9 protein-coding genes and 1 pseudogene are annotated in these 12,982 nt (G+C 58.6%); 4 read left to right on the forward strand and 6 right to left on the reverse strand.

The annotated features are described in order from the left end of the window. Positions 1 to 86: 86 nt before the first annotated feature. On the reverse strand, positions 87 to 1,367 hold the full coding sequence (gene metX / locus ACWORE_RS00330) for a homoserine O-acetyltransferase MetX (protein WP_455301978.1): 1,281 nt from the start codon (positions 1,365 to 1,367) through the stop codon (positions 87 to 89). Between the two features lie 143 nt (positions 1,368 to 1,510). Next, the gene (locus tag ACWORE_RS00335) at positions 1,511 to 2,827 is read right to left on the reverse strand and encodes an O-acetylhomoserine/O-acetylserine sulfhydrylase (RefSeq protein ID WP_455301980.1); all 1,317 of its coding nucleotides are present in this window, start codon (positions 2,825 to 2,827) and stop codon (positions 1,511 to 1,513) included. Positions 2,828 to 3,356: 529 nt separating this feature from the next. Here ACWORE_RS00335 and ACWORE_RS00340 point away from each other — a divergent pair. Continuing rightward, the gene (locus ACWORE_RS00340) at positions 3,357 to 3,668 is read left to right on the forward strand and encodes a hypothetical protein (RefSeq protein WP_406604979.1); all 312 of its coding nucleotides are present in this window, start codon (positions 3,357 to 3,359) and stop codon (positions 3,666 to 3,668) included. Between the two features lie 734 nt (positions 3,669 to 4,402). Then, positions 4,403 to 5,893, forward strand: a complete 1,491-nt coding sequence (gene aspA, locus ACWORE_RS00345; protein ID WP_406606116.1) for an aspartate ammonia-lyase — start codon at positions 4,403 to 4,405, stop codon at positions 5,891 to 5,893. Between the two features lie 180 nt (positions 5,894 to 6,073). Here the strand turns inward: aspA and ACWORE_RS00350 are convergent, their stop codons facing one another. Together ACWORE_RS00350 and ACWORE_RS00355 are read right to left on the reverse strand one after the other, a co-directional pair. After that, positions 6,074 to 8,290, reverse strand: coding sequence for an NADP-dependent isocitrate dehydrogenase (locus ACWORE_RS00350; RefSeq protein ID WP_455301982.1), 2,217 nt, complete (start codon positions 8,288 to 8,290; stop codon positions 6,074 to 6,076). A 386-nt stretch (positions 8,291 to 8,676) separates the two neighbouring features. Then, positions 8,677 to 9,243, reverse strand: a complete 567-nt coding sequence (locus ACWORE_RS00355; RefSeq protein ID WP_406604977.1) for a TetR/AcrR family transcriptional regulator — start codon at positions 9,241 to 9,243, stop codon at positions 8,677 to 8,679. Between the two features lie 297 nt (positions 9,244 to 9,540). Between ACWORE_RS00355 and ACWORE_RS00360 the strand changes: the two genes are divergently transcribed. Further along, on the forward strand, positions 9,541 to 9,861 hold the full coding sequence (locus ACWORE_RS00360) for a hypothetical protein (RefSeq protein ID WP_406604976.1): 321 nt from the start codon (positions 9,541 to 9,543) through the stop codon (positions 9,859 to 9,861). Further along, on the forward strand, positions 9,858 to 10,667 hold the full coding sequence (locus ACWORE_RS00365; protein WP_455301985.1) for a hypothetical protein: 810 nt from the start codon (positions 9,858 to 9,860) through the stop codon (positions 10,665 to 10,667). Before ACWORE_RS00360 ends, ACWORE_RS00365 begins: the two co-directional genes overlap by 4 nt. Here ACWORE_RS00365 and ACWORE_RS00370 read toward each other — a convergent pair. Next, on the reverse strand, positions 10,611 to 11,297 hold the full coding sequence (locus ACWORE_RS00370) for a DNA-3-methyladenine glycosylase (protein WP_406604974.1): 687 nt from the start codon (positions 11,295 to 11,297) through the stop codon (positions 10,611 to 10,613). The genes ACWORE_RS00365 and ACWORE_RS00370 overlap by 57 nt on opposite strands. 193 nt (positions 11,298 to 11,490) lie before the next feature. Continuing rightward, positions 11,491 to 12,792, reverse strand: a pseudogene (locus ACWORE_RS00375) (low temperature requirement protein A). Positions 12,793 to 12,982 lie beyond the last annotated feature (190 nt).

Below are 12,982 nucleotides of genomic sequence, written 5' to 3' on the forward strand. Positions count from 1 at the left end.
ATATCCCCCCGCAGTTTTCGAGCTCAGGCGCAGAAACCTCTAGACATTCCTCGCCAACTTGTCTCGATCACCGTTACCCACGGTTGTCATCGCGATTCACATCGCGGTTTCCCATGGTCCTCGTCATCGCGAATCTCACCGCGGCCCCCGTCGTCGACAATCTTGTTTAGGAACTTTTCGACGATCCGCCGGGTCTGCAGCGTCTCGGTGAGGAAGCCGTCGTGCCCGGTTGGCGTCGTAATTTTTGACAGCCCAATGAAGTTGCCGAGGTTGCGCGACAGGTGTTCCTGCTGGTGAAACGGGTAGAGGATGTCGGAGTCGACGCCGGCAACCATAATCGGGACGGTGCATTCGCCGAGGACAGCGTTCATGCCACCGCGCCCGCGTCCGATGTCGTGACGGTTGAGCGCGTCGGTGAGGATCACGTAGCTTCCGGCGTCGAACCGAGCAGCGAGCTTCGAGGCCTGCGAATCCAGGTAACTTTCAATGGAAAATCGCTGGTCACGGGATCGGTAGGGGCCGTATGGGTCTTCGTTGTGCTGAGGGTCGGCGCTGAACCGCTCGTCGAGCTCGAGTTCGCCGCGATAAGTTAGGTGTGCAATGCGGCGCGCTTGCCCGATCCCGTTAGTGGGCGCGCGCCCGGTGCCGTAATAATCACCGCCCTGCCAATCGGGGTCAGCCTCGATAAACCGGATTTGCGCAGACTGGATGCCAATTTGCCACGCGCTTGCTCGGGCGGAAACCGCGATAACCAGTGCCGACGCGACAACGTCCGGGAACATGATGCACCATTCTAGGGTCCGCGCCCCGCCCATGGATGCGCCGACGATGGCGTGTAGCCGGCCGATGCCGAATTGCTCTAACGCGCAGTGTTCGGCGTCGACCATGTCCCGCATCGACAAGGCTGGGAACCGGGACCCCCACGGTGTTCCATCAGGGCTGATCGACGATGGGCCCGTGCTTCCATCGCAACCTCCAAGGACATTCGCGCACAGGATGAGGTAACGGTCTGTATCGAAGCCAAGACCGTTACCAATGAGTCCTTGCCACCACTCGGCGGCGTTGCCATCGCCCGTGAGAGCGTGCTCGATGAGGATGATTGGCCGGTCGAGGGGGTTTGAGGGGGGAGTGTGCGACGACGTGGGAGGGGTGGTGGCGTCCGGCGTTAGGTCGGCGCTTTCGGCTGCAGCAGTGGTGTCAGGCGTGGCATCGCCCGATGTTATCTCGGGCGTGGTGTAAAACGCGTATATGCGAAGCGACGCACCAGGTAGGGGCACCCCCGCCTCCGTCACCCATGGGTCGTCGGCCGGTGAGAAAGGCACGTCGACATACTGCCCGTTGGGCGGAAGCGTTACCTGTTTGGTCACTGCTGACCCCTCCTTATGGCCTGGCACACCCCACGTCGCACAACACACGGCCAAAGGGCCGGCCATCGTTGCGCGGCCAGCCCCTCGTCGGCAAGAAGATTAACCCTTAGAAAATTAACCCCAAAGGAAATTAACTTAGAAGATTAAACTTGCTCAAAGGCCTGTTTGAGGTCGTTGATGATGTCGTCGATGTCCTCGATTCCGACAGAGAGTCGGATGGTCGACTCGTTGATTCCCGCGGCACGCAGCGCCGGTTCATCGGACTGGGAGTGCGTGGTCGAGGCCGGGTGAACAACCAGCGACCGCACGTCGCCAACATTGGCCAGATCTGAGTGCAGCTTCAGGGCGTCAATGAACTTCCACGCCGTGTCGCGCCCGCCATCGATGTCGAATGAGAACACCGAGCCTGGGTACTTCAGCCCCAGCTTCTCTTTGACCGAATACCATGGCGAACTCTTCAGCCCAGGGAAGTTAACCTTCGTGACCTTCGGATTGCTTTCCAGATATTCAGCGACTTTCTGCGCATTTTCGTTATGTTTTGCGATGCGAAGAGATAAGGTATCCAGACCTTGGGCAGTGACCCACGCGTTAAACGGCGATGGCGTCGCACCCGTATCGCGGAGCAACCCCGCGCGAGCCTTCAACCCGAACGCCACATTCCCTAGGTCCGCGTACTTCAACCCGTGGTACGCGGGATCTGGCTCGACAAAATCGGGGAACAGCGGCTTGCCGTCGCGCTCCACCGTCCAATCGAACTTCCCGCCATCGATCAACACACCACCAAGGCCGGACCCGTTGCCAGTGTAAAACTTCGTCAACGACGCCACAACAACGTCGGCACCCAGCTCCAAAGGACGCACAGCAGCCGCCGTCGCCACAGTATTGTCGACGATCAAGGGTACGGAATGCTCATGAGCAACCTCCGCGATCGCCGGAATGTCCAGGATATCGGCCTGCGGGTTGGCGAACGTCTCGCCATAAAACGCCACCGTGTTGTCCTTCGCGGCCGCGTCCCACGACTGCGGATCGTCCGGATCCTCCACGAACGTGACCTCAATCCCGAGCCGACGGAACGTGTGTGCCAACAGCGTCTCCGTGCCGCCATACAAGCGCGGTGACGACACGATATGCGACCCCGACCTCGCGATATTCAGGAACGCCGCCGTCTCCGCCGCCTGGCCGGACGCGAAGAGCACCGCATGCGTTCCACCCTCAAGGGAAGCTAACCTATTTTCGACGGCGGCCACCGTCGGATTTGTCAGGCGCGAGTAAATCGGGCCTTCGTCCTCCAGGCCGAAGCGCTGTTGAGCGTGCTCGGCGGAGTCGAAAACGTATGAGGATGTGAGGTAAATCGGGAGGTTTCGTGAGCTTGTCTCACTATCGACGAGTTGGCCGGCGTGGATGGCGCGGGTCTCGAAGCCCCACTGGTCGGCGTTGCTGTTGTCGTACTTGGTTGTCATGGTGTTTCCTCGAAATTCGTTGTGTTGGTTTCGTGTGGTGGTTTTATTGCGGCGAGCTTGTGTGGCCCTCTGTTCTCTGGGCGTTTGCCCCAAACGTTTTCCTGCCTTCCGAGGCGGCGTAACCGCTTGTGGAAAACGGTGCGCCCGTGCCCGGCGGTGAGCTCTTTCGAACTCGTAAAACGAGATTAATGTACCGCTCGGTCTAGTGCAAACCGCTCTGTCTATTTCTCGCACATATGGGCAGGTCGGCACTATGAAAAAATCTAGACTAAGCGGTATGTAGATTGTGTGCTGTACGACCTTTGTTGTTCACGGTCAGTGGGATGGGAATCTTACGTTGGTGATACTCACTCGTTGACCGATTCGGCTAGCGAGATGTTGTCGCGCGGGCTTTGCGCCCGCGCGCTGGAAAACTGTGGGGGTATATCAGGGTCGGTTGTGAAAACTGTACGGGTGTCGCTATTTCGTCGACGAGGCGGACACGTTTGTGGTTCGGGCCGAGCGCAGGCGGGCGAGGACTCCGCTCCAGGTGTCGTCGGTGGGTTTTGATGCGTCGGTGGGTCGTGGTTTGTCAGTCAGTCTATCGGCGCGCTTCGATCCTGCGTCAATCGAGACAGTTCTTTTCGACGACGTCACGCCGGGCCTGCGCCTGCTGAATCTGGAGCTCACGCTGGTGACCGCCGTGGCATTGGCATTTCGCGGGGCTGTGTGGTGGCCGACCCGGCCCATTCCCGGCCTGCCACTGGGAATCGTGAGAGCGGTTCAGGTTGCCGACGTTGCTGGGGTCTGTTCGGGCGGAGGTCAACCGGACGTCCGTGGGTGCGGTATACCTGTGAATTGACCTCCGACGCCAGAGTAAACACCAGGGAAACACCACGCTCGAAACTCGCGATGCGAGGCATCCACCCCCGTTTGGGCACGGAATCAAATATCTCTTCCCGCTGGCTGTGGGGAGCGACTACTCTTAGTTGCCGAGCAAGTTCCCGCTGGCAAGGCAGTGAAACAAGGCGGTACCCCACTAGGAAAAGGGGTCGATGAAGTGGCCTTATGTCGGCGGAAACTTGTTTATGATGCCGGCCCTACTACCCGCGGGGTTGAGGCATCGGCCCCTCCAACCGTGGGGTTGTAATAAACACCCTGCTACAAAGTGGGGTAATAACCCGTCGTTGAAGTAGATCATCTTCGACGTGTCTCAAGTGAACATTCGCTCGAGGCAAAGGTAGCCTGATGGCACTCACGCAAGTGATCAGTAACTGATCAGTAATGCGAGGGTGCGCGAATGGATTGTCGGCACTCGGGGGAGAGCTTCCGCATCGAGGGGGAATAAGCCAGGTCAACGCGCTGCCCACCCATGCAGCATGTTGTTACACCGATGACAGATCGAGGTTTACCGTGTCCGAGCAATCCGCATCTCGACCCTCTGACAATCAGGGCAACGAACCAACTGATCAATACAACGAGGTATTTCCGACGGCGGACTCATCGGAATCCGCCGACCACTACACTTCGTCGTCCGAAGCCTGGGACGTCCCAGTAGCCGCGCCGGGGTCGTCGTCGGAAAGAATCGGGGTCGTCATGACCTCGACGGACATTATTACGTCGGCCGAAACGCACTCGCAGCGGGCGAAGAGCGCGCAGAGTTTTCGTGAGGAAACCGATTTGCTGGGCACTCTGCAGGTCCCCGCCGACGCCTACTACGGTGTGCACACGCTGCGCGCGGTCGAGAATTTCCAGATTTCGCGGACGAACATCAATCACGTACCGGAGCTCATTCGCGGCATGGTGATGGTCAAGAAAGCCGCCGCCATCGCGAACCGCGAAGTCCACGCGCTACCAGCCAAAAAGGCGGAGGCGATTATCTGGGCTTGCGATCAGATTCTCGACAAACACCGCGGGATGGATCAGTTTCCTATCGACGTGTTCCAGGGCGGGGCGGGCACGTCCGTGAACATGAACACGAATGAAGTCATCGCGAATTTCGCGCTCGAATATCTGGGGGAGCCGAAGGGCAATTACGACGTTATTAATCCAAACGACGACGTCAATATGTCCCAATCGACGAATGACGCTTACCCAACCGGTTTCCGTTTAGGTTTACATTTCGCGATTGAACAATTGGCAAACCATGTCGACGCTCTGGAACGCGCATTCCTGGCCAAGGGAAACGAATTCAATGACGTCATGAAAATGGGTCGGACACAATTACAAGATGCTGTCCCCATGTCATTAGGACAAGAATTCCGCGCGTTTGGAAACAATTTGGCGGAAGAGCGGAGTCAGCTCGAACGTGCTCAGAGTCAACTACGTGAAATGAACATGGGCGCGACGGCCATCGGCACCGGCCTCAACACCCCCGCGGGGTATCAAGCAGCGGTAATCCGTGCACTAAGCGCGGTATCTGGCCTGGACATTAAGCCCGCACGTGACCTCATCGAGGCAACCAGCGACACGGGCGCGTATGTCAACGCGCATTCGGCCGTCAAACGTCTGGCAATGAAACTATCGAAGATTTGCAATGATTTGCGTCTTCTGTCGTCGGGGCCGCGCACCGGGTTAAACGAAATTAATCTTCCCGAACGCCAGGCGGGCTCGTCGATTATGCCGGCGAAGGTTAACCCGGTTATTCCGGAAGTCGTTAATCAAATTTGTTTCAAAGTCTTTGGAAACGACGTCACCGTTGCGATGGCTGCGGAAGCCGGACAATTGCAGTTGAACGTGATGGAACCGGTGATCGCGCAATGTGCGTTCGAATCGGTGCGGTTCCTCGTGCGAGCCTGCACGACGCTGCGCACCCGCTGCGTCATCGGAATCACCGCTAACGAGGCCGTTTGCGGCCGTTATGTCGACAATTCGATCGGAATCATCACGTATCTGAACCCGCTGATCGGCCACCACTGGGGCGATGTGATTGGGAAAGAAGCGGCTCAGACCGGCCGATCCGTGCGCGACCTCGTTCTGGAGAAAGGGTTGCTGGATAGAGATACGCTTGACGATGTCCTCAGCCATCACAACCTACTGAACCCCAGCTTCCATGGAAAACTATACAACGGGGTCGAGGAAGACTAACGGTGCGCTCGGGATAGGTGCGCCAAAAACTTACGACGCGCGCTCAGGGCGGGGCGCACGTTGAAAGCGGGGTCACACGAATCAGTTTGGTGCCCCCCGTCGCACCTGTCCCCCGAGTCACCTAGCGCGGGCCGCCAGTGGCGGCAGACTCAACTAGGTACCTTCAACGCAGGTAAACCCCTACTGGTGCAAATCGTCGATGATCGTGTTGAACGTCTTCGACGGCCGCATCACAGCGTTCACCTTGTCGTCCGACGGCCAGTAGTAGCCGCCCAAGTCGACCTCGGAGCCCTGCACAGAGAGCAGCTCCTCCGCGATCTGATCTTTCTTCTCGTTGAGAGCGTCGGCAATAGGCTTGAAAGCCGCAGCCAAATCGTCATCGTCGGTCTGCTGAGCCAAAGCCTGCGCCCACCCCAACGCGAGGTAGAAGTGCGAGCCGCGGTTGTCGATCTCGTTGACCTTACGCGACGGCGAATGCCCCTCTTCCAGCACACTCTCGGTGGCTTTATCCAGCGCATCGGCAAGAATCCCGGCGCGATCGTTCCCGTCCTTACGCGCGAAGAAACGGAACGACTCTGCCAGAGCAAGGAACTCACCCAGCGAGTCCCAGCGCAGGTGGTTCTCCTCCTGCAGCTGCTGCACGTGCTTCGGGGCAGATCCGCCCGCACCGGTCTCGAAGAGTCCGCCACCAGCGATCAACGGAACCACAGACAGCATCTTTGCCGACGTGCCCAGTTCCATGATGGGAAAGAGGTCGGTCAGGTAATCACGCAGCACGTTGCCGGTGACCGAGATGGTGTCCTCGCCCTTCCGGATGCGATCGATTGAGTACTTCGTGGCGGCCACGGGGTCCATGATCTGAATGTCCAGGCCATCGGTGTCCTCGTCGTTCAGGTATTCCTCGACCTTCGCACGGACGTTGTTGTCGTGTGCGCGCTTCGGGTCGAGCCAGAACACGGCCGGCATTCCCGACAGGCGTGCGCGTTCAACAGCCAGGCCGACCCAGTTGCGCACCGGGATGTCTTTCGTCTGGCAGGCGCGCCAAATGTCGTTGGCCTCGACGTCGTGCTCCATGAGTACGGTGCCGGACTTGTCGACGACCTGCACTTTGCCGTCGCTCGGCATCACGAACGTTTTGTCGTGAGAACCGTATTCTTCCGCCTTCTGAGCCATCAGGCCGACGTTCGGCACAGTGCCCATCGTCGTCGGATCGAAAGCGCCATTCTCGCGGCAATCGTCGATAACCGCCTGGTAAACACCGGCATATGACGAATCCGGAATGACCGCCAAGGTGTCTTGCTCTTTGTCATCGGCGTTCCACATGTGACCCGAGGTGCGGATCATCGCGGGCATGGACGCGTCGATAATGACGTCCGACGGGACGTGGAGGTTCGTGAAGCCCTTGTGGGAGTTCACCATCGCCAGAGCAGCGTTGTCCTTCAAGGCCTGGTCAAACTCGTCCTTGATCTCGGCCTCATTGTCGAGTTCCGACAGGCCCTCGAGAATGGCGCCTAAACCGTTTTCGCCATTGAGCCCGGCGGCCAGCAGTTCCTCGCCGTACTTGTCGAACACGTCGTGGAAGTAGGCGCGGACCACGTGACCGAAGATCACGGGATCCGACACTTTCATCATGGTTGCCTTCAGGTGGACGGAGAACAGCACGCCCTCTGCTTTCGCCCGGCTGACCTGGGCGCGGAGGAACGTATCCAGCGCCTTCGCACTCAGCACGGTGCCGTCGACAATCTCGCCCTTGAGAACGGGGAGGGATTCCTTAAGAACAGTGGTTTCACCATTCGGGGCGACCAGCTGAATCCGCAGCTCGTCGTCGTTGTCAAGAACCACGGACTGCTCGTTGTGACGGAAATCGTCCGACTCCATCGTCGACACATTGGTCTTGGAGTCTTTGCTCCATTCGCCCATCGTGTGCGGGTGCTTGCGAGCGAAATTCTTCACGGCCTTCGGCGCGCGACGGTCCGAGTTGCCCTCACGCAAAACGGGGTTAACGGCAGAGCCCTTGACCGAGTCGTAGCGGGCGCGGGCATCGCGTTCCTCGTCCGTCGACGGCTCCTCGTGGTAATCCGGGAGCTCGTATCCAGCGGCCTGAAGCTCCTTAATCGTCGCCTTCAACTGGGGTACCGACGCCGAAATGTTCGGTAGCTTCACAATATTTGCGTCCGGGGTCTTTGCCAGCGCACCCAGTTCGGCCAGCGCATCGTTGACCCGCTGGTCTTCCGGCAGCACATCATTGAACGCCGCCAAGGTGCGCGCCGCCAATGAAATATCCCGGGTTTCGACGTCGACACCGGCGGTTGACGCAAACGCTTCCACCACTGGCTTCAACGAATACGTTGCCATCAAAGGCGCTTCATCGGTACGGGTGTAGATAATTGTTCCCATGGTGGGGCAAAACTCCCTTACTCGCTAAATATTGTTCAGGATTATGCGCGCTGTGCGTGCCGAGGCCGGTGTTAGGGTTACAGCATTGCCGACGGTGTGCAGATGTTGCGATCTGCATATGATGTGTCTATGCAGCGTTGATCTGCGGATTCGAGCGTGTCGCCGTCACCTAGACAAGGCCTGGGTAGCAAAGCTATCAACATAGTGGATACTTCCTTTTTCCAGAGTACGTGACGATGCCACAAATGCGACTCCACGATGTGGCGCACCCCCACAGACGGGGCGACGATACGCTTGTCGGAGAGGTGGGGCCGTGACGGTTGGTCCCCGCAGTTGGGGCTGGGGAGGGCGAGGGGTGTGGCTCTCTCGGCCGGGACTGGAGTGCCCTAAGGCGCAATCCCTCTCGCGAAGGTGTCCAGTAACCATGTTGAAAAGCCCGGTTCGAGTTTGTCTGCCATCTCCGGCAGTGGTCTGCTCAGGAGCCCAACTCCCATTTGGAACCGTGCTGTGGTGATCTCCGGGCGAACCAGCCCCGCGTTTTTAGCGCGCTCCAAGATGGGCTCCACCTGGGAAAATGCCTCTTTGCGGAGAGTTCTGATCCTGCGATGAAGCTGGGGAGACACATTGATACTTTCGGCCACTTTTGCTGCCAGTGTGCCGATCTGTAACCGATAGTCGTCGGCAATGAAATCTGACCACGTGCCAGCCGGGTCGTCATCCCAGGACGGTGCGTCAACGTAGCAATTACATACCGACGTCAGCCGGGCCAACATTTCTTCGCCGACGCCTACAAAGAGGTCCTCGCGCGTGGGGAAGTGTCGGTAGAGAGTGGCGATTCCGACCCTGGCGTCCTGGGCGATGGATCGCAGTGAAATATCTGGGTCATTGGTGGCAAAACCTTGCCACGCGGCGTCGATGATGGCGGTACGGCTGGCTGTCGCGTCTGCACGCACGATGTTTCTCCTAGTGATGTGGCCTCAGTGAGTGAAACCATTGATGAGGTCACATTCTTTCATGCCTGGTGCGTTTGTGCCAACGTAAACGGAACACTATGCTCCATTTTTAATTCGGAGCGAAATGGTCCGTTTATGTGGGTAGTGTCTATCGGCAGCAGCTTTGGGCAAATGCCTACGAGATAGCCATATTTATGCACGTCAACGGCCACGTTGTACGACGCAACATTGCGGAAAACGACGCCAGCCACGTTGCACGGCGAAACAAATCAGAAAAACAGAAAAAGAGGGGACCTTATGGCAATGAACAGCGTTTCCACGGAGGTGACCACCAAGAGCACCCCGGCCACTGACCACACCACTAACGCCACGAACCAGGGGTCTAACGTCACGAACGCCACCGCGAATCAGGGGCCTGAGACCACGTCGAAAAACACGTCCATAACCACTGAGCACACCTCGAGTGGAAAAGTAGTGGGTATTGTGCTCGGTCTCGCCGCCATCGTCACCCTCATGCTGTTGTCCTTCTTGCCGCCGGCAGTGAATTCCGGCGCGAAAACCTTCCGCTCGCTGTCAGTGGGCCGGATCAGGCGGTTAACCAACTCACTCAAAACATGAAGCGCAGTCAGCCTGGGGTGTTTGAGATCAAACATGTTGACGACGCCAAACAGGCCGTTCATGACCGCGAGGCCATCGGAGGCATCGCGTTGGGACAGCCGACGGCAGGACCTAACGGCACCCCCGTTCCCACTGCCGAGGTCATTACCGCAACAGGCGCTGGAACCACCTATCTCCAGGTCATGAATGGGGTCCCCCAAGCGCTCACGGCACAAGGTGCTCAGGTCACCACCACTGATGTGGCCCCGCCAGCATCCGACGACGAACACGGAACCGCCTTCGCTACTCTGGCGCTCCCGATGGCGTTTGTCGGCATGATCTCCGCGGTCGTCTTGTCCACGCAGGTCCATGGAAGACGTCCCCGTCGATTCCTCGCCTCCGGAGCATTGGCCATCATCGCCGGTTTCATCATGGCCGCTGTGATGCGCTTCGGTTTCGACGTCGTCGACGGAAGTTATTGGGAAGTCGTGGGCGCATTATCCCTGGCCATCGCGGGCGTATCGATGTGCCTCCTCGGCATGGAGTCCAAGTTCGGCTACGTAGGACCGGGCATCGGCGCTGTGTTCGTCATGTTCCTGTCGAACCCACTATCCGGAATGCAAACAGGCCCCGAATGGCTGCCGTCACCATGGGGCACCATCGGACAATTCCTCCCCTTAGGTGCTGCCGGCTCAGCGCTACGATCCGTCGGATTTTTCGACGGCGCTGGGTGGGGGATCCACGGTCGAGTGCTGGTGTGCTGGGCTTTGCTAGGAATAGCGCTTGCTGGTTGGTCTGCGTGGACGGCCTCGGGGCGGAGTCACTGACCGATCGCCAGGAATCCAGAACCGTAGTGGCGACTCTTTGTTCTTCGAAATTCCGATCCGCGGGCCCGTGACATAAGGAACAATGTCGTCCTCAGCGCGATCACGGCTTAGCCGCAGCTCCGGAGCTGCGGGATTGTCGACGTCAGCCACGTGGACGTTGGTATTCGCCTGCGCATCGTGGTCCGTTCCCCCGTTCTCATCCACGACGATGGGCGTCCCGTCGAGGTGAAGATCTAGGCCCAGCGCGGATCCCACATTCCCCGGCCCACGAGCGAGTCCATCGTCCTCGGGGCGGTTTCCTCGTCTAGATCGAACGACGTCATAACCATCAATCACGCGTCCGGCCCTCAGTAAAAGTCCCGACGCCACGCCTTCGGGGCAACACACCACATTGCCTGCGCGGTGAATGCCGTAGCTGGCATAAACGTAAAGATGCAACGGTGGGCCGAACATCGTCACGCAGCGTGGTGTCGGACCCCGAGAGGCATGTGACGCGGGATCGGCCTCTCCCAAGTACGCCTCGACCTCAGTAATCATCAGCGCGACCGGGCCCCGGCGAAGCGTCGACTCCAAGACGTACGGCGCGACAATGTCCGCGGGGTGGGAAAACAAGTCAGGCGGAAACCCCACCGATAACACCTCCTCAGTTGCGGACCTCGTTGCCCTCTTGGGCACTGACCACTTGTTCGTCGGTATTCATACTCATGTTCCGCGTCGTCCTCGTCGTCGACAGGATTACACACCAACACAACGACCACCGCCACCCCAGCGACGGGCATTGTAACCCAGGCGGAAGCCACCGTCACCACCGCGCCAATCGGAATCACGGTCCGCACAATTCGCGGGTCCCAGGATACGCGACCGCCCAAATCGCGAGGATGAAAACAGCCACCGGCACAGTCACTGCCAGCGACACAGCGACATGGGAAAGCTCCGACGAACCCGTCACGTAGTCCACGTGCGCCTCGATACCCGCCGAGAATGCACCGGCAGACGCGAAAATCAGCCCCACCGGACGGACAACAGTATCGATGAGTTCGACAGCCGCTCCGTGTGCCGCGGATAAAAGTAGATCCAACAAATAGCTGTGCTGATCACGATGGTCATAATCGACACATCGATCAGCTGACCAATGTGCTCGCCCCCCATCAAGCGCCTCGATAATCGCGTTGGCCGAGCCCAGTAGCGACTCACCTAAAACAATGATGGTGAACAGGCCGTACCGCTCCGCCATATGCTCCCGGTGCCACGGCGTCCCACCGGTGACCTCGGCAACCAGGGGAACCGATAGCTCCACGATGTCGAACACAGTGAATATCTACAGGGGAATACGTCCCGACGTGACCACCGCCGAGATCACCCACAGCACCTGCGCCGACAAGATCCCGATGGCGTAGGTCAACGCCGAATGGCCGTCTCGCCCCTTAGCGCGAGAAGCGCGAAGCCACTGTGCTTCCATGGCCACACGCATAATGACATAGCCAATGACCATGATGCTGAAATCACGGTCTTCAAACACGTCGCTGATCCCCGCGGTGAGGACCAGCACGCCCGCCGTCTGCACGAACGTGCTTAAACGGTAGAGCCAGTCATCGCTATTAACCCTGGTGGCAAACCAGGTGAAGTTCATCCATGCCCACCAAATGGTGAAAAACACCATGAAATAGAGGCCAATGCCCTTGCCCGCGTGGCCTTCGGTGAGGGCATGGTGCAACTGCACGCCGACCGTCGATACATCAACGACGAAGACCAGGTCGAGGAAGAGCTCAAGAACGGTCGCAGTGCGATGGGGTTGTTCAGGATCAGGCGGGCGCATTGGGGTGAGGAAAAAACCGAGGGCGGCAGGTTGACAGCGTGATTGAGGCGCGATGTCGTGCCTACATTCAGGGGCAAAGTTACCTGCCGGTCCCGACAAAACCGGACACGGCTTTCCTAAGAACACTGGACACATCCGAACAGAGCCGGACAAGTCTCTGGCCACAGCCGGGCGGGCCAACGCAGCTGCAATTGAGATACATCGCTCAGGAGAGCTGAAATACCCCGCCTCTAAGGCCGATAAAGTAAAACGAATCACAATCCGCACAGGAATGTAATGAATTGTGCAGGAGAAAATGCGCTTTCGCATTGCACGATGGCACACGTATGTGCAAATGTAGGCAACTCGAACGCGACCACGAGGATTCCTCCGGAGACATAACAATGCGTCGCTTCGCCCGTCAATTCCGCGCCCGCACAACCCCCTGATATTGACCGAACTAATACCGACGCAAGACCGACAAATTTCATCGACACACGATCACGAGTACATGACGTAC

The sequence above is a fragment of the Corynebacterium sp. c7Ub_26 genome (genome assembly GCF_053760365.1).

Coding starts and splice junctions, on each gene's coding strand:
- ACWORE_RS00350 (WP_455301982.1), bottom strand. CDS start 8,290: ATGGGAACAATTATCTACACCCGTACCGATGAAGCGCCTTTGATGGCA.
- ACWORE_RS00360 (WP_406604976.1), top strand. CDS start 9,541: ATGGCAATGAACAGCGTTTCCACGGAGGTGACCACCAAGAGCACCCCG.
- ACWORE_RS00335 (WP_455301980.1), bottom strand. CDS start 2,827: ATGACAACCAAGTACGACAACAGCAACGCCGACCAGTGGGGCTTCGAG.
- aspA (WP_406606116.1), top strand. CDS start 4,403: ATGACCTCGACGGACATTATTACGTCGGCCGAAACGCACTCGCAGCGG.
- ACWORE_RS00365 (WP_455301985.1), top strand. CDS start 9,858: ATGAAGCGCAGTCAGCCTGGGGTGTTTGAGATCAAACATGTTGACGAC.